Origin of the sequence: Sphingomonas taxi (assembly GCF_000764535.1) — a bacterium.
In the GTDB taxonomy this organism is placed as follows: domain Bacteria; phylum Pseudomonadota; class Alphaproteobacteria; order Sphingomonadales; family Sphingomonadaceae; genus Sphingomonas; species Sphingomonas taxi.
On sequence record NZ_CP009571.1, the window covers coordinates 3508307 to 3530318 of the forward strand.

A 22012-nucleotide genomic window follows, 5' to 3' on the forward strand; every position below is an offset into this window, starting at 1 on the left:
CGACCGTGCCATATCGCGCGTGGGTCATCGTACGGCGTCGTCAGCCGGCCGCCTTCGGTGGTGCCGTCGAGCCGCGGACGGCCAGCCCGACCGGGACGATGGTCGGGCCGTCCGGCAGCGTGCGGCCGGCCTGTTCGGCGATGATCAGTTCCACCGCGCGCGCCGTCACGTCGGCGATCGGCTGGACGACCGCGGTCAGCGCCGGATGCGTGAAGCGGACGATCGGCGTGTCGTCGAAGCTGACGATCGACACGTCGGAGGGCACGTCGAGGCGACGCTCGCGCAGCAGCTCCAGCGTCGCGAGCGACATCTGATCGTTGCTCGCGATGATCGCGGTGGGAGGCAGCGGCGCGTCCAGCAAGGCAGCGGCCGCGCGGCGGCCCGAGGCGAAGCTGAAATCGCCCTCGGCGAGCAGGTCGCCGATCGGCAGACCGGCGGCGGCCATCGCGCTGCGCCAACCGGTGACCCGCCAGCCGCTGAGTTCGTATTCGGCCGGGCCGGCGATGAAGCCGATCCGCGCGTGGCCGAGCGCGACCAGATGTTCGGTGGCGAGGCGCGCCGCGCCCTCGTCATCCATGGTCAAGGCGAAGCCGCCGCCCGGCCTGAGCGAGCCGATGCGGGCGAAGCTGATGCCATGGTCCTCGAGCAGGCGGGTGATCAGCAGGTTTTCCGAATGCGGCGGCGTCAGGATGACGCCATCGGGTTGCAGCGCGGCGATCGCCGCGAGCAATTCGCGCTCGATATGGTCGCTGTGGGTGTCGACCAGTTCGACGATCATGCGATAGCCGTGTTTGGCGCAGGTCAGCATGCCGCCCAATAGCATCTGATCGACCCAATCCGCGCCCTCGCGGCTGCGCCAGTCGGCGATCGTCCGTTCGCGGTCGTTGAGCGCCAAAATCAGATGCGAGCGCGATCCCGCCATGCGCTGCGCGGCGATCGAGGGGACGTAGCCGAGCTTGGCGATCGACGCCTGCACGCGCTGCGTCATCTCGGGCCGGACGTTCGGCTCCTTGTTGATGACGCGGCTGACGGTCTGCAACGAGACGCCAGCGTCGGCCGCGACGTGGCGGATCGTGACGGCCTGGCGACGGCGGACCATCAGGCGGCGTCGGGCGCCACGCCGCAATATTGCGCGACGTAGGCGGCATGGGGCGGCAGACCGCGGACCGTGGTCGCGACGTTCCGGCGCAATGTCGATAGCAAGCGCGCCATATCGTCGTCGCCGAGCTTGGCGGCGATCGGGTGGTGGCTGCGCGGCACGATGCCCTGGCCCAGCATCACCTGCACCCAGCTGTTCTCGGCGAACAATTCCTCGTTCTTGCGGAAGACGCGGCCGGTCTCGCGGAACAGCTCGATCTTCTGCGCGAGACTGTCCGGAATCTCCATCGTCGCGCACTGCCGCCAGAACGGGCTGTCCCGACGCTCGGTCACCTTATAGTGGAGGATCAGGAAGTCGCGGATCTGCAGCATGTCGGTATGCTGCTGGTCGTTGAATTCGGCGACGTCGCGGGGGCTGACGTCGCCTGCCGGCATCATCCGGATCAGCCGCAGGATCGCCCGCTGGATCAGGTGGATGCTGGTCGATTCCAGCGGCTCCATGAACCCGCCTGACAGGCCCAGCGCGATACAATTGCGATGCCATTGCTTGCGTCGCGCGCCGGTGACGAAGCGGATGCGGTTGGGCTGGGTCAGCACGCGCCCCTCGACATTGCCGAGCAGGCGGTCGAGCGCGGCGTCGTGATCGAGATAGCGGCTGCAATAGACGATGCCGTTGCCGACGCGATGCTGGAGCGGGATGCGCCATTGCCAGCCGGCGTCATGCGCCATCGCGCGGGTGAACGGCACCGCCGGGGCGACGCTTTCGGTCTGCACCGCGATCGCGGCGTCGCAGGGCAGGTAATGCGTCCAGTCGTCGAAGCCGGTGTGCAAAGCCTGTTCGATCAGCAGCGCGCGAAAGCCGGTGCAGTCGAGGAACAGGTCGCCCTCGATCCGCGTGCCCGACTCGAGCCGCAACGCCGCGATGTCGCCGCTGGCCCCGTCGAGCTCGACCTGCGCGATCTTGCCCTCGATGCGGTGGGCGCCGTCGGCTTCGGCCATCCGGCGCAGGAAGCGGCCGTACAGCGCCGAATCGAGCTGATAGGCGTAGTTCATGCGGTCGTCGGGCAGATGCGCGAACTTGCCCTCGCGTGCGGCGATCAGTTCGAGGCAGTAATCGTCATAGGGCTGGCCGTGGCCGCGGGTCTGGCCGTCGAGCCAATAATGCTGGAAGCCCGCGGCCCAATGGTCGGTGCCGGTCAGACCGAAGGAATGGAAATAGCTGTCGCCGGCCTGCTTCCATCCGTCGAAGGCGATGCCGAGTTTGAACGTCGCCTGCGTCGCGCGCATGAACTCGGCTTCGTTGATGCCGAGCAGGCGGTTGAAGGTGATGAGCGGCGGGATCGTCGATTCGCCGACGCCGACGGTGCCGATCGTGTCGGATTCGACCAGAGTGACCTCGGCGGCGCGGCCCATGACGCGGGCGATCGCGGCGGCGGCCATCCAGCCCGCGGTGCCGCCGCCGGCGATGACGATGCGGCGCGCCTTCATCGGCCCAGCGCCCGCAGCAGGAAGGCGCGCAGCCGTCCGGCGGTGTCGGGGGTCAACGGCGCGAGGATGCTGCGCGCGCCTTCCGGGATATGCGCCGAGACGGCCGCGTCATCCTCGAAAACATAATGGTCGAACATGTCGCGCCAATGCCTCTTCTGGTCTTCGGGAAGGTCGCGGATGGCGAGGATCGCATGGTTGAGCGCATCCTGCGGCTGGCCGAGCCAGCGCGGGCTCGACCGCCACCAGTAATTGACCAGCACGTTGAACGACGCCAGCCCCTCGACGTGGTGCCACCACATCGCCGGCACGTAGAGCGCGTCGCCGGCGTCGAGGTCGGCGACCATCGCATGGTCGAGCGCGTCGCGGAACCGCGGATGCGCAGCGAAATCGGGCGCATGGAAATCGACCATGCTGACCGCGCGGCCCGCGGGCGTATTGTCGATCGGACCGAGATACAGATTGCGGAACTGCTCGCGCGGGAAGAGCGTGAAGCGGCGCCGGCCGACCGCGACGCAGGCGAGATTGTCGGGCACGTCGTTGTGCGCCGCGATGCGCGTCCGCGTTCCCATCCAGATGCTGACGAGCGGGTCGCGGGTGCCGAGGTCGACGTGGTTCGCCTCGTGCAGGCCGTGAAAGAAGTTGAGCAGGTCGATCGACGCGAGATAGATGGTGCGGGCGTCGTCGTTGGCGTCGATATGCGCGAAGATCTCGTCGAGCTTCGACTGGAAGGTCGCGAAGTTCATCCCCATCGCATCGTCGTAGAACAGCCGGCCGTCGCTGCCCGGTGCGCCGACCGACACGGTGAACGGCACGTCGCGGCGGTGCGCGAGGATATAGCGGCGCGCATCCTGCGCGGAGCGGCGACCAGCCTGGACCAACGGCCAGTCGCCAACCAGATTGCGGACCACGAACGGCCGGTCGGCGGCGCGCAGCCTCGCGTCGAGGTCGGCGGCATCGACCACCGCCACCTCGGGGACGCGGGGCAGCGCCGCGAAGATGTCAGCCATGCGCCAGCGTCGCGTTCTTGCGGGCGATCAGCGCCGGCAGATTGCCCTGCGACGCCAACGCCATGAAGATCGGCAGCAGATGCCCGTCGCGATGCAGATCGTCGAGCGCCGACCCCGACAGGCCGCGCAGCCGATCCTCGTCGATGACGTGGAAGCCGACCAGCCGATTGATCGATCCGTCGTCGAGCGGGACTTCGAGGGTCAGCGGCTCGAGCAGTTCGTGGCGATCGAGCGCGGCGAAGAAGCCGGCGCTCTCGCGATAGCCGGCGTCGAGCGCGCCCAGCTGCTCGATCATCGCGGCGAGGCGGGGGGAGGGCTGGCCATCGGCGTCGAACAGCAGGTCGCCATCGCCGATCCGCGGGCTGGCCATGTCGATATGGACCTGCGGCCCCTGCGCGCTCGCGCCGATCAGCAGCGGCTGGATCGCCATCGCCAGGGGCACGTAGCGCGCATCCCAGCGGCCATCGGCGAGGTAGAGGTTCTCGTCATTCTCGAACCCGAACATGGCGAGCGCGAGCGTGCTGCCGTCGGCGAGGTTGCGGCGGAAGAGGATGAGATAGTCGTGCTGCACGCGACGGAATTCGTCGGGGACGATCAGGCAGCTCATCTGCGCATCGCCCAGCGCGGCGCTGCGTTCGCGGCGGATGCGGGTGCCGGCATGCGTGGCGGCGGTAAGGATGGCATGGTCGGGCATAATCGATCCAATCCCGTGAAACAGGTGCCTTGGCGGCGCGGGCGCGCACGCTTCGTCCTATCTGTCGACGCGGCGCCGACAAGACGAAAAGAGCCACCTCTTCACAGAGATGGCTCTTTCCTTCAGCACCGGTCGATCAGAAGTTGAACCGGACGCCGCCCGAGTAGCGCGCGTCCTGCTTCGCCACGAAGGTGACGTTGCGGTCCGAGCGGCGATGCCCGCGGCGATCGGCGCCGGTCAGGTTGATCGCCTCGGCGAACACGGTCAGGCCGGGCACGAACTGCCAGCTGATTGTTCCGTCGAGCTGGCCGTAGCCTTCCGTATAATAAGGGTTGATGCCGCCGCCCGACAGGAATTCCGCCCGCCAGTTGTACGACGCGCGCGCCTGGAAGCCGTTCTTGTCGTAATAGAGCGTCGCATTGGCGCTGTCGGACAGGCCGTTGATCGCGAATTGCGACGTGCTCGCCGGCAGCAGGTTGTTGTAGTCGCGATTGCCGTTGACGATCGTATAGTTGAGCTGCGTGCCGAAGCCGGTCTGCCAGAAGCTGTGCTGGATCGCGAATTCGAAGCCGTTGATCGTCGCGGTCTCGTCGCTGTTGAACGGCGTCGAGATGACGAAATTGACCGGTGCATCCGCGGCGGTGCCGAGGATCGTGCCGTTGACCACGCTGCCCGGGTAGTTGGTGCCGATATAGTTGCGGATGTCGGCGAAGGTCGCATTGGCGCCGAGCGCGGCGATCGCGGCCTGATAGCGCGGGCCGTTGGCCGGGTTGGTCAGGTTGAACGCCGGGCCGTTGAGCTGGGTGACGCCGATATAGTTCGAAACCTGTTTGCGGAAATAGCCGACCGACATGTAGCTTTCGGGCGTGTAATACCATTCCGCCGACAGATCGATGTTCTTCGACTTGTAGGGCACGAGGTTGGGATTGCCCTGCGCACCGGTGCCGCCGCCGACGCGGAACAACTGGTCGAGCGTCAGGCCGCCCTGCAGCGAGCCGTAGTCGGCACGCGTGATCGTGTGGCTGTAAGAGGCGCGCAGCTTGACGTTGCGGATCGGCTGGACGTCGAAGTCGACCGACGGCAACCATTCGTCATAGCCGCCCGAGAAGGTGGTGAAGGCGCTGTCGCCCGAATAGACGATGTTGAATTCGTTCTGCGAATTCTGCCGCGTCCCGGTCGGGATCGGCACCAGCGCCGAGGATTTCACCGTCGTGTTCTCGTAGCGCAGGCCGGCGATCAGATGCGCCGGGTTCGAGAACAGATCGAACTTGTTGTTGATCTGCAAATAGGGCGCGACGGTCTTTTCACGGATGCGGCGATCGGTGGTGTAGGGGGTGAGGCAATTGCCGTCGCCGCCGCAGATGCCATAGGTCGAATCGAGCAGGCCGACGACCTGTTCGAAATTGTAGCCGTAGAATTGCTTGGCGATGTCCGAGCTGCCGACGCCGCCGATGCCCTTGAACTTGCTGGGGATGTCGATCAGCTTGAAGATGTCGTCGGGCAGCAGCGCCGCCGCCGCCGCGCGCTGCGCCGCGCTGTCGCCGCCGGTGCCGCCCCAGGTGTCGTTCTGCAACACGCCATAGGCCGAGCGCACCTTGTTGTCGGTGAAGGTGAAGCCGAAATCGATCGAATCGAGGAAGCTGCCCTCGTGGTCGTAATGCCCCTTCAGCTGCGCCTGGTTGATCCGGTCGCGGAAGTAGGAATTGCGGAAGGCGTTGCCGGTCGGCACGATCAGCGACGCGTTCAGCGGGTTGATGCCGGGCTGCATCTGGTAGGAGATCACCGGCAGATCGTTGTCGAAGTTGATCGTCTGGTTGGCGACGCCGAAGATCGCGGTGCCCAGCGAATTGCTGTTGCCGTATTTGTTGGTCGGCTTCGATTCGGCGGTCGAATGATGCGCGTCGAGGCCGACGGTGACGCCGCCGGGGGCTTCCCAGGTGAGGTTGGCGCCGAGCGACTTGTTCTCGGTCCGGTACGCGGTCAGCGCGCTGGAATAGGACAGGTCCTTGGCTTCCGCCGCGGTGAAGCGCTCGGTGTAGAAGCGCGGGCCGGCGACCGGGCCGTCGGTCCATGCCGACGAGGTGTCGTTGTGGTTGAACCAGATGCCGACGTTGGCGTTGCGCGTCTTCACCTCGTTGCGCGAATAGGTGTAGTCGATCGTCGCGACCAACGTATCGGTCGGCTTCGCCTGCAGCACCAACTGGCCGTTGATGCGCTCGCGGCTGATGTCGTTGACGTCGTAGGAGGCGTTCTGCGGCACTTCGTAGACGCTGGTGGCGCTCGGGCGGTTGGTGATGTTCGCCGCACGCGGATCGCCGGGCTGCGCGAGCGAGCCCCAATTGTTCTCCGAGCCGAGATAGCCGTCGCGCCAGCCGACGTTGGCCTGGTTCACCGACGCGCGGCGCTTCTGGTAGACGCCGTTCGCCAGGATGCCGATCCGGTCGTCGGCGAAGGTGGTCGAGAAGATGCCCGACACTTCGGGCGTGATGTCATTCTTGCCGTTCTGCGAGGTGTCGATGACGCCGCGTGCGGCGACCGAGCCGCGCGTGCCGACCTTGTCGAACGGACGCGGCGTGCGGATGTTGATCGTCGCACCGATGCCGCCCGACGGCACGCTGGCGCGGCCCGACTTGTAGACCTCAAGCGCGGCGATGCCTTCGGAGGCGAGGTTGGCGAAGTCGAACGCGCGCGAGCCCGGCGCGCTGTTGCCGTCGCCGATCACCGCGGTCGGCAGCTGACGGCCGTTGAGGACGACGAGATTGTATTCGGGGCCGAGGCCGCGGACGGTGACGAACGAGCCTTCGCCGTTCGACCGGTCGATCGACACGCCGGTGATGCGCTGGAGCGATTCGGCGAGGTTGGTATCGGGGAATTTGCCGATATCCTCCGCCGAGATCGCGTCGACGATACCCTGGCCGTCGCGCTTGATGTCCGCGGAGGCGCGCAGCGAGGCGCGGATGCCGGTCACGACGATATCGCCGGTGGTATCCGGTGCGTCCGACGGCGTCGCGGCCTGCGGTTCGATCTGCGCGGGGCCGGTGTTGCCGAGCGTGGCGGCGGCGTCCTGCGCGGCGGCGGCACCCGGCAGGGCGACGAGAGCGGCGGTCGAAACCCCGATGGCGAATTGCGAAAGCAGGCGAGCCCTGACGCGGCGCATGGTAATCCTCCCCGATGACAGGCGCGGCGATCCCGCGCTCTTGAGAACGTTCACTTCACGGATAAGCCGTTGTCTGTCAAGCGCATCCTGTCGAACGACCGTCACCGTTGTGAACGTTCTCTTAATATGCTTTGAAGAGCGTCATGCCTGCAAAGGGCGACAGGCCGGCGCGGCGAATGCGTCGGCGACGGGAGGATTGCATGAAGCGGTTTTGGAAGACGTGTGCCTCGGCGATGGTGTTGGCGACGGTCGCGCTGACGGCCGGCGCACCCGCCGCGGGCGGTCGCATGGATGGGGCGGCACCGGCACCGGCACCGGCACCGGCATCGGCGCAGGCGACGGCGGCGCGCGCGCGTGCCGATGCGATCGTCGCGCGGATGACGATCGACGAGAAGATCGCGCTGCTCCACGGGCTGTTCCCGCCGATGGCGGCGGGCAAGTCGGCCAACGAGCTGATCCCGTCGGCCGGCCATATCGACGGCATCGCGCGGCTCGGCGTACCGCTGGTGCGCGAGAGCGACGCCTCGCTCGGCGTCGCCAACCAGGTCGAGCAGCGCAAGGGCGACGTCGCCACCGCGCTGCCGTCCGGCCTCGCCACCGCGGCGAGCTTCGATCCCGCCATCGCCCGGGCCGGCGGCACGATGATCGGTGCCGAGGCGCGCGCGAAGCGGTTCAACGTGCTGCTCGCCGGTGGCGTCAACCTGACGCGCGACCCGTGGAACGGGCGCAATTTCGAATATCTCGGCGAGGACCCGCTGCTCGCGGGGACGCTGGCCGGCGAGCATATCGCGGGGGTGCAGAGCAACCGCATCGTCTCCACCGTCAAGCATTTCGCGCTCAACGCGCAGGAGACCGGGCGCACCGTCGTCGATGCGCGGATCGGCGAGGCGGCGTTCCGGATGAGCGACCTGCTCGCCTTCGAGATCGCGATCGAGAAGGGGCAGCCGGGATCGGTGATGTGCGCCTACAACAAGGTCGGCGGCGACTGGGCGTGCGAGAACGGCCATCTGCTCAACGACGTGCTGAAGCGCGACTGGGGCTATCACGGCTGGGTGATGAGCGACTGGGGGGCGGTGCATTCGACGGTGAAGGCGGCGAACGGCGGGCTCGACCAGCAATCCGGGCAGGAGCTGGACAAGGCGATCTATTTCGGCGCGCCGCTCAAGGCGGCGGTGGCGGCGGGGCAGGTGTCGGGCAAGCGGCTCGACGACATGGTCGCACGCTATCTGACCGGGCTGATCGCGACCGGCGCCTATGACACGCCGGTCCCCGCCACCGCGCAGACCCCGCCCTATGCCGCACACGCCGAGGTCGCGCAGCGTGCCGCCGAGGCGGGCATCGTACTGCTCAAGAACGAGGGCGACGTGCTGCCGATCGCGCGCAGTGCGAAGCGGATCGTGGTGATCGGCGGCAATGCCGACGTCGGCGTGCTGTCGGGCGGCGGCTCGTCGCAGGTGCGCTCGGTCGGCGGCGCGCCGGTCGAGATCCCGCTCGCCACCGGCGGATCGGCGTCGTTCGCGCGGATCACCTATCACGCCTCTTCGCCGCTCGCCGCCTTGCGCAAGGCGCTGCCGGGGGCGCAGGTGACGTGGGTGGACGGCCGCAACTTCAACGCGACGATCGACGCGGCGAAGGGCGCCGATCTGGCGATCGTCTTCGCCACGCAATGGACGACCGAGGCGGAGGACGTGCCCGACCTGCGCCTGCCCAACCAGCAGGACGCGCTGATCGCCGCGATCGCCGCCGCGCAGCCGCATACCGTCGCGGTGATGGAGACCGGCGGCCCCGTACTGATGCCGTGGATCAAGGCGGTACCCGCGGTGGTACAGGCCTGGTATCCCGGCCAACGCGGCGGCGAGGCGCTGGCGGCGATCCTGACCGGCGCGGTCAACCCGTCGGGGCGGTTGCCGATCACCTTCCCCGCCGACGCCTCGCAGCCGCCGCGCCCGCGGCCCGTCGGGCTCGACCGCCTGACCGGGCTGGAGGCGGAGGCCGCGGCCAATCCGGCGGTGGCATCGCAGAAGACGCTGGAAAGCTTTCCGGCGGACTATGTCGAGGGCGCCGACGTCGGCTATCGCTGGTATGAGAAGAAGGGGCTGACGCCGCTGTTCCGCTTCGGCCATGGGCTGAGCTACACCAGCTTCGCCTATCGCAACCCGGTGGTCACCGGCGGTGCGCGACTGAGCGTGACGTTCGACGTCGTCAATACCGGCCAGCGGGCGGGTGCCGACGTGCCGCAGATGTACGTGGCGCGCGAGGGCGGAGGGGCGCGCGAGGACGGGGGCACGCCGATGCGGCTCGCGGCGTTCACCCGCGTGACGCTGAAGCCGGGCGAGACGCGCCGCGTGACGCTGACCGCCGAGCCGCGCATCGTCGCCGACTATGACACGAAGTTGCCGGGCTGGCGGATCGCGGCGGGGCGCTATCGCGTGGCGCTGGCCCGCGACGCGGGCGACCGCACGATCGTGTCGAGCGCGACGCTGCAGGCGACGACGATGAAGCCGTAGGGAAACAACGAGGCAAAGCATAAGGTTGTCGCCGGGAGGCATCGCGGGCAGGATCGCCGCGCCACGATGCCCGACGCCACCGCCACCTTGCCCCGCCGCCTGTTCCTGATCGTCTTCGCGCTGGCGAACGTCGGCGGGGTGATCGCCTATCTGCCGCTGCTGACGCTGCTGCTGCCGCTCAAGGTGGAAGCGCTGAGCGGTGCGGAACGGATCGGGGTGTTCACCGCCTGCATCACCGCGGGCGCATTGTCGGCGAGCGGCGCCAACGTGCTGTTCGGCTGGCTGAGCGATCGCTCGCTGCGCCGCGGCGGCGGCCGGCGGCGGTGGATGGTCGGCGGCATCGTCGCCACCGCGGCGAGCTATGCCGCGGTGGCGTTCGCCCAGACGCCGGTCGCGCTCGTCGCCGCGATCGTCGTCTTCCAGTTCGCCGTCAACGCACTGCTCGCCCCGATGATGGCGATCATGGCGGAGGAGGTGCCCGACGCGCAGAAGGGCATCGCCGGCGGGATGCTGTCGCTCGGCAGCCCGGTGGCGTCGGCCTTCTCGGCGATGCTGGTCGGCAGCGCGGTCCTGCCGGAGGCGGCGCGGCTTGCGCTGGTGCCGGCGGTCGTCGCCGCCTGCGTGCTGCCGCTGCTGCTCGTGCGCGGCGCGCCCTCGGCGGCGGTCGTGGTGCGGACGCCGGTGCCGTCGTCGCGGCGCGACCTGGTGATCGCCGGCCTGTCGCGCTTGCTGGTGCAGGTCGCCGCAGTCGTGACGCAGGCCTATCTGCTCTATTATTTCGAGAGCATCGTCGACGGTGCGGCGCGCGGCGATCTGCCGGCGCGGATCGGCGGCCTGCTGGTCCTCGTCTTCGTGATCCCGTTGCCGATCGCCGTGCTGCTCGGCCGCCTCTCGGACCTGACGGCGCGGCGCAAGCCGTTCCTGCTGATCGCCGCCGCCGTCGCGGTCGCGGGGCTGCTCGGCATGGCAGCGGCGCGGGACTGGACCGGCGGTGCGATCGCCTTCGGCGTCTACGTCACCGGTTCGTCGGTGTTCGTCGCGCTCCACGCCGCCTTCGCGATGCAGCTGCTGCCCAACCCGGCGCACCGCGGACGCGACCTCGGCCTCTTCAACCTCGCCAATACGCTGCCGTCGCTGCTCGGCCCGCCGCTGACCTGGATGCTCGCGGCACCGCACGATTTCACCGCCGTCCTGCTGCTGCTCGCCTTCCTCGCCGGCTGCGGCGGGCTCGGGATGCTGCGCGTGCGGGCGTGGCAGTGACCGTCGTCGCACGTCATCCGCGCGTGCCGAAGCCCGGTTGGCGATGCGCTGGACGGCGTGATATGTCGCCGATACGCAGCGATCGCATGTCCCGCTTCTCCTTCCTCGTCGTGGTGGCGACGCTCGCCGGTTGCTCGCCGACCGCAGCGGTCGAGGGGCCGGTCGCGCTCGGCCAGACCGCGCTGGTCGGCGGGCCGCGGGTGCGGCCCGATCATGTCGTCGAGGACAGCCGCTGCCCGGTCGGCACCCGCTGCGTCTGGGCGGGCCGGGTGGTGGTGCGCGCCACCGTGTCGGGCGGCGCCTGGTCGAGGAGCGTCGACCTGATCTTGGGCGTGCCGGTCGATGTCGCCGATGGCAAGCTGACGCTCACCGCGGTGACGCCGGCGCGCAGGGCGGGCCAATCGGCGAAGACGACGCCGTCGCGCTTCACCTTCGCCTTCCAGGGCGGGCTGTAGCGGGTATCGCCCGTTAACTAGGTCATTTTACCGGATAATCAGTTCCCTACGCCTATCCTTCGCGCGACGGACATGCCGTCGAGGGGGATCTTCATGCGGTGCTTGCACATCTTGGCGCTCGGCTGCGCCTTGCCGACGATCGCGGCGGCGCAGACTGCGCCCGCCGACGTGGTGATGGTGCCGGCGCATACCCAGATCGCCTTCCGCCTCGACGAGGAGATCAGCTCGCAGCGCGCCCGCGTCGGGCAGCTCGTGCCGGTGTCGGTCGCGCGCGACGTGATCGTCGACGGTGCGGTGCTGATCCCGCACGGCGCGGCGGGCACCGGCCTGGTCACCGCACGCACCGGCAAGGGCGCGTTCGGCAAGTCGGGCAAGGTCGATATCGCGCTGCGCTCGGTGGAGATCGCCGGGCGGCAGGTCGCGGTCACCGGCCGCTTCCACGCCGCGGGCGAGGGCCGCGCCGGCGAGACGGTCGGCTCGATCCTCATCGGCGGCGTCGTCGCGGGCGCGTTCGTCACCGGACGGCACGCGGTGTTCGAAGCGGGTCGCGAGTTCGTCGCCTACACCACCGATGCCGCCAGCATCCCCAAAGCCGCGGTCCGGCCGGTGCGGCCGGCGCCCGTCCTCGTCTATGCGAGCGCCCTGCCCGCGCGCGCGGGGGCGTATCGGACGCCGATGCCGGTGCAACTGGTCGACATGCCCGGCGACGCCGCCACCGGTTCGTCGCGCTTCGACACGATGCAGCAGCTCGATCGCCGTATCGCCCAGGCGCAGCCGATCCGCGGCCGCGACGCGCGGCAGGGCTGGACGATCAGCGACTGAGCCGGCGCGGCGTCACAGCCCGAGGCGCAGACCCAATGCGAAATAATGCGGCCCCGCGTTGCCCTTCAGGCTGATCGCCGGCAGCAGCGGCAGCGCCACCGTACCATAAGGGCGCAGGTCGTCGCCGGCGCGAATGCCGGCGCCGACCGTCGCGACGAGGGGAATCGCATAGGTCGCCTCGATCCGGCCATAAGGTTTGACCGCATCGTCGTCGCCGCGATCGACGAGCGCGCCGACCATCGGCGTCAGGCGGAAGCCCGCCGCCCCGAAGCCGTAGCCGGCGCCCAATTCGCCGCCCCAGCGGCCATCCGCGCGCGCACCATTGGCTTCCAGCACGATCTGCGCCGACGCCGGCGCGGCGCTGGCGAGGGCGGCGGCGATGGCGGCGCCGATCAATGGGATTCGGGTCATACGCTCTCCGTACGGATCGCCGGACCGGCGACGTGGCGGGCGCTCTACGAACCGGCGGCGGCCGGCACAAGCCGCGACCATGGCCGCGCCCGCCGCATGTCGAGCCGGCAGAGGCCGTGCAGGCGATGGCGCCGCGCGTAAGCGGCGACGCGCGCGTCATAGTCCGCCGCCAAGGGGCTGGCGAAATCCCAGTCGGGCGGGTTGAACGTGGAGATGCCGTTGATCGTCGGCACCCGCCACAGTTCGGCGAGCAGCATCGCATCGGCGTTGTGCGGATAGAGGCCTTGCTTGAAGGCGCTGAGGTACAGCGGCTCGTCGCGCCGGGTGACCACGGCGTAGAAGCTGGCACAGGCGTTGGGCGGCGGCGGGATGGCCGACACGGCGGCCTGCTGTTCGTCGTGGTGCAGCTGGGCCGGCGTTTCGGCGCTCAGATTCTCGGCGACGAGCAGCACGGCGAAGATCGCGGCGAGCCACGGCCGCGACCGGGCCAGCCGCATCGCCCGCTGCCGCCAGGCGGCGACGACGAGCAGCAGGAAGGGCAGCACCAGCCAGAGCTGGTAGCGCGACACCACGCGCAGCCCCTTGCCGCCGGGTACCAGCGCGTACACCAGGCCCCAGGGCGAAACTGACCAGAATTGCAGCGTGAGCAGCCAGCCGATGATCGTCGCGAGCGCGAAGGCGCGCAAGTCGCGCGATACCGGCAGGCCGTCGATCCGGCGGCGGACGATGATCTGCCATGCGGCGGTGACGACCAGCACGAACAGGATCGGCGGGATGCCCGTTTCATGCTCGCCGCCGAGGACGCGCCGGGGCAGCATCGGGTCGGCGGGCATTTCGGCGTGGATCAGCGCGAACAACGGCCGGAACAGCCAGCCCCACAGGTAATTGTCCGGCCCGACGTTGATCATGTCGATCAGCGGCGTGACGAGATAGCCCAGCATCTCCTCATAGGGGTGACCGCCGGTTTCGCCTGCCTTGGGAAGGTAGATGGCGAGGAACGGCAGGACGAGGATCGCGAACGCGCCCACGCCGCAGAGCAACGTCGCGGCATGGCGGCGGGCCAAAGCGAGGGCGGCGGCGGGACGCCAACGGTCGCTCAGCACGCACCAGCAGGCGACGAACAGGGCGGCGGAAAAAATTGTGAACCAGGCCATGTAATAGGCCGTCAGCAGCCACGCCGCGATCAGCGCCGCCAGCGCGACGGCGAGCGTCCGCGCGCGACCGCGGCGCCCGTCCTGTTCGGCGCGCACGGCGGCGATCGCGAGCATCATCGCCACCGGCAGCAGGGCGACGCTTTGCAACTGCACGTGCACGGCCTGCAGCGAGATGCCGCTCGCCACCGTCCACAGCAGCGCGACCAGCGTCGCCGCAACGCGCCCCCAGCCGAGCGTCCGTGCGACCAGCAGATAGGCCGCGACGAAGCCGATCGTCTTGAAGGTCAGGACGTTGAGCGTGTCGGCATGGAAGGGATCGGCGAACAGCCGCCAGAAGGAGTAACTGAGCCCATACAGCAGATAGCCGTCGTTATAGCCGAGCGTGCCGCGATACGGATGGAAATAGCCGGTGGTGTCCCAGGCGGCGGCGCCGTCCAGCACGTTGCGCCAGTGTTCGAGGATGCTGATCTCGATCACCGCATCGCCGCGATCGCCGAAGCCGAGATCGAAGCCGCTGAGGATCGGGACGCGGAAGAACAGCAGCATCGCGACGACGAACGCGCCGGCGACCATCGCCCCATGCGCCAGCCGATCGCGGCCGGACGACCGGTCGCGCGCATCCGTCACGGCATTGGTGTCGGCGACGTCGGCACGGTCCATCGCCTCCGCCTAATTGTGGCGGTGGGTGCTGTCCAGACGCGCGCGCGCCGGCGCGCCCGGCGATCAGTAGGTGACGGCCTTCACCATCAACCCGGTCTTGACCTTGTAGGCGACGGGGCGGGCGGGATCGATCGGCTGCGACCAGGTCGCGCCGGCATAGAGCCGCTTGGCGGGGAGCGGGCGGCAGTCGCCGCCGGCGGCGGTGCATTGCCGGCCCTCGTACAGCTCGACGCTGGTGCTGCCGGTGTTGGTTAGGACGAGCGTCGTGCCGTCGCGGCGGCCGGCGACTTCGCCGGCCATCACCGCGGGGCGGACGATGACCAGCATGTCGTAGCCGACCAGCACCTTGAGCGCCGACCCCGCGGCCGAGACATCGCCCGCCACCGGCTTGACCGTGACGCGGTAGACGCGATCGCGTGCCGCGCGCGGCGCCACCGCGGCGATGCGGATCAGCTTGCGCTCGCCCGGTTCGAGGATCATCTTCTGCGGCGTCACCAGCAGGCCGCTTTCGGCCGGATCGGCGCTGGCGACACGCCGCTCCGCCGGGGTGCCGGGATCGACGATGCTCGCGGGTTCGGCGACGACGTACATGCGCTCGGCCCCGGTGTTCCACGCCTCGACATCGGCGCGCGGCGGCCCGGCGGGTGTGAGGTCGACGACGACCTGGCTGAGCACGAGATTGGCGGCGGCGGGCTGGGCGCCCAGGCCGGCGACGGCGACGGCGGTGACGACGGTCGCGAGGCTCCGGCGCATCCGGGTCATGGTCATGATCCTCTCCTTCTTCACGGCCGCAGGTCGGCGATCTGGTTGACGAACGACGCGCCGACGCAGGCGAGCGTTCCGAGCGCGGCATAACCGTTGGGCGTCGCCGCGGCGTGGACCGGCAATTGGCAGGACCGGCCGTCGGGCGCCTGGATCTTCAGCACGGCGTTGCGGATCGTCTCGATCTGGAAATAGCCCGCGGCATCGGTGTCGCCGATCGCGCCGGCGGCGTGGATCGCCGCATTGGCGACCGGCGTGCCGTCGTGCCACAGCAGCCGCCCGAACATCGCGACGACGTGGCGCGTCTTCCATTCGAGCCGCGCGACGGTGCCGGGATAGACGCTCACCTTGCGCGTGCCGCCATCCAGATGCATCAGTTCTTCACCGGTCGAGCGCAGGCGTACGGCATATTGGCGATAGGCCGGCACCGACACCGCCAGCGTCTCGCCGAGCCGGACGGTGCCGCGCGCGCCATTGTCGACCAGCACCTCGAACGGCGCGCCGGCGGCGCCCTTGCGGCGGGGCTCGCCATCCTCCTGCACCGAGACGACGATGATCGCGTCGTTGCGCTCGCGGCCTTGCAGGACGAGCGCGCGATGCGTCGCCGCAGCGGTCGTCTGGAAGCCGAAACTATATTGGGTGGCGCCGTTGCTGCCCGCGAGCGGCTGCGCGACATCGGCATAGAGCGCGGCGGCGCGGGTGCGCAGATCGGCATGGCCGCGCGCCAGCGTGCCGCCGACCTCGCGCTCCACGCCGCCCGACAGCGCCAGCTCGCCGCCGAGCACGCGATCGCGCTGCCACGCCCCGGCGATGCCACCGACCGCCGCGACGCCACGCTGCGTGCCGCCGACATCGCTGGCGCGCAGGCCGGTGCTGGCGCTCCAGGCGGCGGTGCCGCGCAGCCGCTGGAGGCTGATGCCGAGGAACGCCGCGCGCCCCTGATTGGTGATCGTCGCGTCGCCGCGCACCGTCACCTGCAGGCCGCCGCGCTGGATCAAGGGGATGGTGAGGCTCGGCCCGAGGCCGTAGGAGGCGCGCGCACGCTGATCCCGGCGGTAGAAACCCGACAGGGCGAACTGGCCGCGGGGCAGCGCATAGTTGATCGTGCCGTTGACCTGGGTGAAGCCGCCGGCCGAGACGCGCGCCGCCGGATCGGCGCGGAGGATCATCGCGGTCGCGACGCTGTCGCCGAGCGGGATCAGCGGCCGTCCCCCCGGGCTCCACACCCGCCGCAGATCGACCGCATAATTGAGCCGCGCGGTGCCCGACGAGGTGGCCTGGGCCAGCACGCCGAACTGGCCGTGGAGGGAGGCGAGCCCGGCGGCGCGCCATTGCGCGGCGTGGCCGAGCCAATAGCCACCCAGTTCGATCAGCGCGTTGCGGTCGGTGCCGAGCACGGTAGCGTCGAGCGCGAGCTGCGGCGTCAGCCGGCGCGCGACGCCCGCTTCGTAGAAGGGCGTGCGCGACGTCGCGATGAAGGTGCCGACGCGGTCGTTGGCGAGCAGCCCGGCATAAGCGAAGACGATGGGGTCGCCGATCGCCGCGATCGCGGCGTTCTTGGTGAAGAAGCGCCGCTCGTCGCGCACCGCGCCGCCGGCCTCGGTGACGTGCAGTACCAGTTCGTAGGCGCCGTCCGGCAGGCTGGAAGTGTCGAGCGCCTGATTGCCCGCGTCATAGGTCCGCGAGGTCAGCAGCCGGCCGTCGCGCAGCACGTCGACGCGCGCCCGCGCCGCCAGCGAGACGACGAGCGGACTGCCGGCGATCAGCGTACGGTCGAGCCGGGTATCGATCTGGCTCTGCACGCCGACGCCGAGGATCCGCCGCCGGCCGGTGAGATCGATCCCCGGCGTCCACTGCACGCCCGCCGCATAGCGATAGCCGGGCGTGTCGAGCTCGGCCGCGAGCGTATCGGCGAGCAGGCCGTAGCGCGACGAATAGGACATCTCGCTGCGCACGCGGGCATGGCCGTAGCCGAGGATGGCGCGGTTGAGCACCGTATAGTCGACATAGCCGCCGCTGCCCGCGACGGTGCCGCCGATCTGGTCGACCAGCGACAGGCGCGCCTCGGGCGGCGGCAGATAGCGGCGCTCGCTCGCCGGATGCACCGCCAGCAGCTTCGGATTGAAGAAGAGATCGATACGGAAGCGTGCCGCATCAAGGATCACGCCGGCATCGGCGGGCGTCAGCGTCCGGCAGCCTGCCGGATCGGCATCGGCCGGGCAGACCAGCCCGGGATGCGCATCGAGATCCGGCGCGGCGAGCGCGGCGCGCGCGGTGGCGACGTCGACCAGATCGGGGACGAGGGCGAGCAGCGCGTCGACCTCAAGAAGGGTGACCCGGCCCGAACCGTAGCGCAGCCGCGTCTGGCCGATCGCGCGGCCGCCGACGAAGACGTCGACCATCGCCTCCTGCGGCTTGAGCAACTGGTCGAAGCCCGCCGGCGCACCGACGTGGAGCTGCGGCGCATCCGCCGGTCGATCCGCACGCGCGCCCGCGGAGCAGCACAGCGCCGCCGCCGCGGCCAGCGCCAGCCGCCAGCCCCTTCTGGGACGGCACTGGGGAACGGAAGCGCCGGACATGGCGTCGCGCCGCTATTCGGCCGCGATCAGCAGCGTCAGCGTACCCGTATAGGGACCCGCCGTCGCCTTGCTCAACTCGCTCGACCGCAGCAGGACGATCAGGCTGGCGCTGTCGTTGCCGAGCACGCAGCCGAGATTGAGGCCGAGGCCGGTCGTCGTAAGCCCGGTGGTGGCGACCCCGGCGACCAGCGCGGTGCCGGTCGCCCGGCCCGGCGTGCCGCTCCACTGCACCTCATAGGCCAAAGGCGCACCGGCGCCGGCGAGCGTGAAGGCGCGGTTGGTGCCACTGCCGCTCGCGACCACATTGTAGCGGCCGAGCAAGCCGGACGAGGAGATACACACGTCCTTGCTGCTGCTGATGTCCGCATCGACCCCGACCGTGCCGAAGGCAAAGTCGGCGAGCCGGGTGATCTGGACCTGCTGCGCGGCAGCGGGCGCGGCGCCGGCGAGCGCCACGGCCAGCATCATGCCGCCGGACAGGGCGCGCGGACATCCGATGGCCACGCTCCCGCCGTCCGTCAGAGCGGGTTGACGAGCAGCGTCAGCGTGCCTGTGTAGCTGGTCAGCGACGGCATCGCCTGCAACTGCGACTGCGCGATGGTGACGATCAGGCTCGACGTCGAGCTGGGCGTCGTCGCGCAGGTCGGCACCGCGGCGGTCGAGACGAAGCCGCTCGACGCGGTCGATGCGACCAGCGCGGTGCCGGACGTCTGGCCCGAGCTCTGGTTCCACTGCACGGCATAGGTCACCGGCGTCAGCGCGCCCGAGGCGAGTGTAAACGCGCCGCCGGTGCCGCTGCCCGTCGCGGTGATCGTATAGCCCTTGGTCGCGGTGTTGCTCCACACGCAATTGTTCTGCGCGCTCAGCGCCTGGGCGTTGGGCTCGGCATTGGCGAAGCTGATGTCGCTGAGGCCGGTGATCTGCACGCGGCTCGGCACCGAGACGGTGATCTGGACGCTGCCCGTCGAGGTTGCGCCGAGTGCGCCGTTGGTCGCGGCCGCAGCCGGCGTCGCGGCGAGTGCGGTGAGGCCGAGCAACGCCGCCGCGCGACCCGGCAGGAACTTTCCGAAAGCAATGATGTTGAGCTTCATGTTGCGCCACCCAAGTTGACCGACGTTCGAAGTGCCGGTGAATGTGCCGCTGGACCGCTCGTTAACCCGAACCGTCCGAATAGTTCGGCGTTGATCCGCTGATCTCATGGCGCCGTTAACATTACGTGTAACATTTTAACCACTTTGATGTGGGTTATAGGCGATTAGAACCACAACTGTTCTATGGGAACGGCGGTTTTATCTATCGTATATGATATCGCGGTGCGGTTGCGGGTGGGTCGCGCGGTTCGGGCGATCCGATCATGCCGGGAACCTCATCGGCGCTGCGGAATTGTGGGGGGCAGCGCGTGGGCGAACGCCCCGTGTCATCGATCTGAGGACATTATGAATCGTATCAAGCTGGGCCTGTTCGGGGCCGCCCGTCCGTCGAGCGTATCGGCCGACCTGCAAGCGCCGAGCGACGCGCGCACGATCGAAGCGCAGGACCGGCTCGCCGGCCTCACCCCGGTCGAGATCGCCACCGCGGAAGCCCTGTCGCGCAGCGACGGCGTCGCGCTCGCCGCGCGCTGACGCGAGGGTGGTTTAGGACGAGGCGACCTTCCAAAGTCCTCCCCCCGGCAGGGAGGTGGCATGCCGAAGGCATGACGGAGGGGGAGGTAAGCGACGACTTCGGTTCCGTGTCCTCCCCCTCCGTCACGGCTTCGCCGCGCCACCTCCCCCTGGCGGGGGAGGACTTCTTCTAAGCTCCGCGTGTCGCTCCTCCGGCCGCACGTCGACCGCCTCCGGTCATTCGACCAGGAAACCTTCGGGCGGCGTGCGGGTGATGAAATGGCCCTTCACGCCCGTGGGCCATTGCTTGAACGCGACCTGCCCGGTGTCGCTGGCAGCGTAGAGCGCGGCATAATCGAGGATCGCGCGCGCCGCTGCCTCGTCCGGAGTGAAACGGCCGAGGACGTAGCCGACCTTGCCGGGCGCGCGCAGGTGGACGGTGCAGAAATCGGCGCAGGCGAACAGGCACGGCATCTCCTGTACCGCAACGCCGGCATAAGCGGGATCGGCAGCGCGTGCCGCATGGAGCGCCGCGACGAGCAGCGCGCCGCCGCGACGGCCGTCGCCATCCTCGCGCGCGTCCGCGGTCAGGCGGCAGGTGCTGCATGCGACCACGGCAGGCCCGGCGGCAACGGGGGTGAGCTTCATCGCGCGACCCGGCGGTGCCTGTCCCGCACCGTCCGCTCCGCGGCGCGGCCGAACAGATCGGCGGCGACCAGCCAGAACAGCGCCTGCGTGCCGATCGCGGCGACGCGGAACTGCCAGAGCAGCGTCGCCGGGAAGCGTGCCGGCACCTCGTCGATCACCGGCAGCAGCCGCTGCACCAGCGCCACCGTGCCGGCATAGATGCCGATTGCGATCAGCAGCCGGTCGAGTCCGGCGATACGGCCGGCGAGGCGGCGATAGCTCCACAGTGCCAGGGTCGCCGCCGCCACCGACAGCGCGAGCATCGCGAAATAGGCGGCGGTGCGCAGCCGCACCGTCTCGTGCAGCCCGACCGCGGGCGGAGTCGGCGGATATTTGATCGCCGGCACCAGCACGATCGCGACGAAGGCGGCGAGCGCGAGCAGCAGCGCGAGGCTGCGCGGCCCGACCCGCGCGACCCGGCCGTACAGCCCGGCGAAGACGATCGCGAGCAGCCCGCCGAGGGCGGTGCCGTACAGGCCCATCGCCGTGTAGAGCCCCCAGGTCTTCTGCGTCGCGCGGCTGACCAGTTCCTCGTCCGCCATCGCATGCACGGCGTTATGCGCCTCCAGCGCCACCGCGGCGTCGATCTGCGGCTCGGCGAACAGCAGCGCGAAGGTGGCGGCGACCAGCGCGCCGATCAGTCCGGCGAGCATCCCCCGCCAGAGCAAAGTCCTCATCATGACCGTCCGTCCGTCGGGATCAGTGACAGGGGAAGCCGAGCAGGTGGCGGCCGTCGTGGACATATTCGTGGACGTACATGCCGTCGAACAGCGCGAAGGCGCCCTGTTCGGTGCTGACGAAATACAGCAGGATCAGCGCGACGATCGCGGCGAACACCGCCCAGGGGGCGATGTCGGCGAGCGGGATGTGCGTGGTGCCGACGGGAAGAAACGCGTCGTCGAAGGCGGCGGTGGTGCCGGACATCAGTCAGTCTCCTGCCGGGAAAGCGCGCCCGGATGGGGTGGAGGCGCCGGGCGGGGTCTGACTCTCGACAGGCTGGCGCCCGGCGATCACAGTGGCGCGACCGCGCCGGATTTCCACCGGCTTCCCGCCCGGCTCCGATCCACCATGCTGTGGACGCGGGGCGGGGATGCGTCAACCGATCAGGAGATCCCGCCCGATGCCGACCCGCCTCGTCCTGCTCTGCGCCGGTGCCACCGCGGCGACGCGCGCGGCGCGTTTCGCCGATCCGGCCGAGCCGCTCGACGCCGGCGGCCGCGCCAAGGTGCTGGCGCTCGACCTTGCCGGGGCGGCGGCCGCGCATTGCTGGGTCAGCCCGGCGGCGGCGGCGCGCGAGACCGCCGCACTGATCGGTGTCGCCGCCGAGGAGGCACCGGCGCTCCGCGACATCGATGCCGGCGCGTGGACGGGCCGCAGCCTCGAGTCGCTCGCGCCCGCCGCGGTCGCGGCGTGGCTGGCGGCACCCGAGGCGGGCGCGCCGGGCGGCGAGAGCATGGCGGCGGTGCGCGCGCGGGTCGGGCCGTGGCTTGACGGGCTGGGGGAGGGGCGGGTGCTGGCGATCAGCCATGCCGCGGTGCTGCGCGCGGCAATCGCGCACGCGCTTGACGTGCCGGTGGCGGCGACGCTGGCGATCGACGTCGCGCCACTGTCGATGGTGGTGCTGTCGCGGCACGGCCGCTGGCGGGTGCAGGAGCTGCGCCGCGGCTGAA

General features: G+C 69.8%; 20 protein-coding genes. 6 read left to right on the forward strand and 14 right to left on the reverse strand.

Translation table 11 applies throughout. The features are described from left to right. Window positions 1-40: 40 nt before the first annotated feature. The 5 genes from MC45_RS16045 to MC45_RS16065 form a co-directional block, all read right to left on the reverse strand. Window positions 41-1099, reverse strand: coding sequence for a LacI family DNA-binding transcriptional regulator (locus MC45_RS16045; protein ID WP_179944549.1), 1059 nt, complete (start codon window positions 1097-1099; stop codon window positions 41-43). Then, window positions 1099-2586 carry a tryptophan halogenase family protein gene (locus tag MC45_RS16050; protein WP_038665308.1) on the reverse strand — a complete coding sequence of 496 codons (1488 nt, stop codon included), beginning with the start codon at window positions 2584-2586 and terminating at the stop codon, window positions 1099-1101. Before MC45_RS16050 ends, MC45_RS16045 begins: the two co-directional genes overlap by 1 nt. Beyond that, complete coding sequence (locus tag MC45_RS16055) at window positions 2583-3593, reverse strand: cupin-like domain-containing protein (protein WP_038665311.1); 1011 nt, start codon at window positions 3591-3593, stop codon at window positions 2583-2585. The genes MC45_RS16050 and MC45_RS16055 overlap by 4 nt, the downstream gene beginning before the upstream one ends. Next, window positions 3586-4287 carry a SapC family protein gene (locus MC45_RS16060; RefSeq protein ID WP_038665314.1) on the reverse strand — a complete coding sequence of 234 codons (702 nt, stop codon included), beginning with the start codon at window positions 4285-4287 and terminating at the stop codon, window positions 3586-3588. The genes MC45_RS16055 and MC45_RS16060 overlap by 8 nt, the downstream gene beginning before the upstream one ends. 136 nt (window positions 4288-4423) lie before the next feature. Next, window positions 4424-7444, reverse strand: coding sequence for a TonB-dependent receptor (locus tag MC45_RS16065; RefSeq protein WP_038665317.1), 3021 nt, complete (start codon window positions 7442-7444; stop codon window positions 4424-4426). A gap of 200 nt (window positions 7445-7644) precedes the next feature. On the opposite strand from MC45_RS16065, the gene MC45_RS16070 reads away from it, so the two are divergent. From MC45_RS16070 to MC45_RS16085, 4 genes are all read left to right on the forward strand, one after another. Beyond that, entirely contained in the window at window positions 7645-9951 is a 2307-nt protein-coding gene (locus MC45_RS16070) for a beta-glucosidase (RefSeq protein ID WP_425423983.1), read from the forward strand. 66 nt (window positions 9952-10017) lie between these two features. Continuing rightward, window positions 10018-11211, forward strand: a complete 1194-nt coding sequence (locus MC45_RS16075; RefSeq protein ID WP_052075717.1) for an MFS transporter — start codon at window positions 10018-10020, stop codon at window positions 11209-11211. A gap of 86 nt (window positions 11212-11297) precedes the next feature. After that, window positions 11298-11666, forward strand: coding sequence for a hypothetical protein (locus tag MC45_RS16080; protein ID WP_156143862.1), 369 nt, complete (start codon window positions 11298-11300; stop codon window positions 11664-11666). A gap of 102 nt (window positions 11667-11768) precedes the next feature. After that, a complete protein-coding gene (locus MC45_RS16085) occupies window positions 11769-12488 on the forward strand; it encodes a hypothetical protein (protein ID WP_156143863.1) in 720 nt (239 codons plus the stop codon). Window positions 12489-12500: 12 nt separating this feature from the next. On the opposite strand, the gene MC45_RS16090 is transcribed toward MC45_RS16085, so the two are convergent. From MC45_RS16090 to MC45_RS16115, 6 genes are all read right to left on the reverse strand, one after another. Beyond that, window positions 12501-12899: a hypothetical protein gene (locus tag MC45_RS16090; protein WP_038665324.1), complete on the reverse strand. Its 399-nt coding sequence runs from the start codon at window positions 12897-12899 to the stop codon at window positions 12501-12503. 44 nt (window positions 12900-12943) lie between these two features. Next, window positions 12944-14713, reverse strand: coding sequence for a hypothetical protein (locus tag MC45_RS16095; RefSeq protein WP_245640750.1), 1770 nt, complete (start codon window positions 14711-14713; stop codon window positions 12944-12946). 63 nt (window positions 14714-14776) lie between these two features. Beyond that, window positions 14777-15481 (reverse strand): fimbrial biogenesis chaperone, encoded by a 705-nt coding sequence (locus MC45_RS16100; RefSeq protein ID WP_038665327.1) that lies wholly within the window; start codon window positions 15479-15481, stop codon window positions 14777-14779. A 14-nt stretch (window positions 15482-15495) separates the two neighbouring features. Then, window positions 15496-18054: a TcfC E-set like domain-containing protein gene (locus MC45_RS16105; RefSeq protein WP_038665330.1), complete on the reverse strand. Its 2559-nt coding sequence runs from the start codon at window positions 18052-18054 to the stop codon at window positions 15496-15498. A 12-nt stretch (window positions 18055-18066) separates the two neighbouring features. After that, the gene (locus MC45_RS16110) at window positions 18067-18522 is read right to left on the reverse strand and encodes a hypothetical protein (protein ID WP_038665333.1); all 456 of its coding nucleotides are present in this window, start codon (window positions 18520-18522) and stop codon (window positions 18067-18069) included. Window positions 18523-18572: 50 nt separating this feature from the next. Beyond that, window positions 18573-19145, reverse strand: coding sequence for a hypothetical protein (locus MC45_RS16115; RefSeq protein WP_038665336.1), 573 nt, complete (start codon window positions 19143-19145; stop codon window positions 18573-18575). Between the two features lie 345 nt (window positions 19146-19490). On the opposite strand from MC45_RS16115, the gene MC45_RS16120 reads away from it, so the two are divergent. Next, entirely contained in the window at window positions 19491-19676 is a 186-nt protein-coding gene (locus MC45_RS16120) for a hypothetical protein (RefSeq protein WP_038665338.1), read from the forward strand. A 216-nt stretch (window positions 19677-19892) separates the two neighbouring features. Here MC45_RS16120 and MC45_RS16125 read toward each other — a convergent pair whose 3' ends face one another. From MC45_RS16125 to MC45_RS16135, 3 genes are read right to left on the reverse strand one after another with little or no spacing between them, the layout of a single operon-like run. Beyond that, window positions 19893-20303: a DUF1636 domain-containing protein gene (locus MC45_RS16125; RefSeq protein ID WP_038665341.1), complete on the reverse strand. Its 411-nt coding sequence runs from the start codon at window positions 20301-20303 to the stop codon at window positions 19893-19895. Further along, entirely contained in the window at window positions 20300-21022 is a 723-nt protein-coding gene (locus MC45_RS16130) for a CbtA family protein (protein WP_038665344.1), read from the reverse strand. Before MC45_RS16130 ends, MC45_RS16125 begins: the two co-directional genes overlap by 4 nt. A 19-nt stretch (window positions 21023-21041) precedes the next feature. Beyond that, the gene (locus tag MC45_RS16135; protein WP_038665347.1) at window positions 21042-21266 is read right to left on the reverse strand and encodes a CbtB domain-containing protein; all 225 of its coding nucleotides are present in this window, start codon (window positions 21264-21266) and stop codon (window positions 21042-21044) included. A gap of 196 nt (window positions 21267-21462) precedes the next feature. Here MC45_RS16135 and MC45_RS16140 point away from each other — a divergent pair, with 196 nt between their 5' ends. Further along, on the forward strand, window positions 21463-22011 hold the full coding sequence (locus tag MC45_RS16140; RefSeq protein WP_038665350.1) for a histidine phosphatase family protein: 549 nt from the start codon (window positions 21463-21465) through the stop codon (window positions 22009-22011). Window position 22012 lies beyond the last annotated feature (1 nt).

Bases quoted from the DNA above. Each gene is read 5' to 3' on its own strand.
- MC45_RS16045 (WP_179944549.1), bottom strand. From the start codon at position 1,099: ATGGTCCGCCGTCGCCAGGCCGTCACGATCCGCCACGTCGCGGCCGAC.
- MC45_RS16050 (WP_038665308.1), bottom strand. From the start codon at position 2,586: ATGAAGGCGCGCCGCATCGTCATCGCCGGCGGCGGCACCGCGGGCTGG.
- MC45_RS16055 (WP_038665311.1), bottom strand. From the start codon at position 3,593: ATGGCTGACATCTTCGCGGCGCTGCCCCGCGTCCCCGAGGTGGCGGTG.
- MC45_RS16060 (WP_038665314.1), bottom strand. From the start codon at position 4,287: ATGCCCGACCATGCCATCCTTACCGCCGCCACGCATGCCGGCACCCGC.
- MC45_RS16065 (WP_038665317.1), bottom strand. From the start codon at position 7,444: ATGCGCCGCGTCAGGGCTCGCCTGCTTTCGCAATTCGCCATCGGGGTT.
- MC45_RS16070 (WP_425423983.1), top strand. From the start codon at position 7,645: ATGAAGCGGTTTTGGAAGACGTGTGCCTCGGCGATGGTGTTGGCGACG.
- MC45_RS16075 (WP_052075717.1), top strand. From the start codon at position 10,018: ATGCCCGACGCCACCGCCACCTTGCCCCGCCGCCTGTTCCTGATCGTC.
- MC45_RS16080 (WP_156143862.1), top strand. From the start codon at position 11,298: ATGTCCCGCTTCTCCTTCCTCGTCGTGGTGGCGACGCTCGCCGGTTGC.
- MC45_RS16090 (WP_038665324.1), bottom strand. From the start codon at position 12,899: ATGACCCGAATCCCATTGATCGGCGCCGCCATCGCCGCCGCCCTCGCC.
- MC45_RS16095 (WP_245640750.1), bottom strand. From the start codon at position 14,713: ATGGACCGTGCCGACGTCGCCGACACCAATGCCGTGACGGATGCGCGC.
- MC45_RS16100 (WP_038665327.1), bottom strand. From the start codon at position 15,481: ATGACCATGACCCGGATGCGCCGGAGCCTCGCGACCGTCGTCACCGCC.
- MC45_RS16105 (WP_038665330.1), bottom strand. From the start codon at position 18,054: ATGTCCGGCGCTTCCGTTCCCCAGTGCCGTCCCAGAAGGGGCTGGCGG.
- MC45_RS16110 (WP_038665333.1), bottom strand. From the start codon at position 18,522: ATGATGCTGGCCGTGGCGCTCGCCGGCGCCGCGCCCGCTGCCGCGCAG.
- MC45_RS16115 (WP_038665336.1), bottom strand. From the start codon at position 19,145: ATGAAGCTCAACATCATTGCTTTCGGAAAGTTCCTGCCGGGTCGCGCG.
- MC45_RS16120 (WP_038665338.1), top strand. From the start codon at position 19,491: ATGAATCGTATCAAGCTGGGCCTGTTCGGGGCCGCCCGTCCGTCGAGC.
- MC45_RS16125 (WP_038665341.1), bottom strand. From the start codon at position 20,303: ATGAAGCTCACCCCCGTTGCCGCCGGGCCTGCCGTGGTCGCATGCAGC.
- MC45_RS16130 (WP_038665344.1), bottom strand. From the start codon at position 21,022: ATGATGAGGACTTTGCTCTGGCGGGGGATGCTCGCCGGACTGATCGGC.
- MC45_RS16135 (WP_038665347.1), bottom strand. From the start codon at position 21,266: ATGTCCGGCACCACCGCCGCCTTCGACGACGCGTTTCTTCCCGTCGGC.
- MC45_RS16140 (WP_038665350.1), top strand. From the start codon at position 21,463: ATGCCGACCCGCCTCGTCCTGCTCTGCGCCGGTGCCACCGCGGCGACG.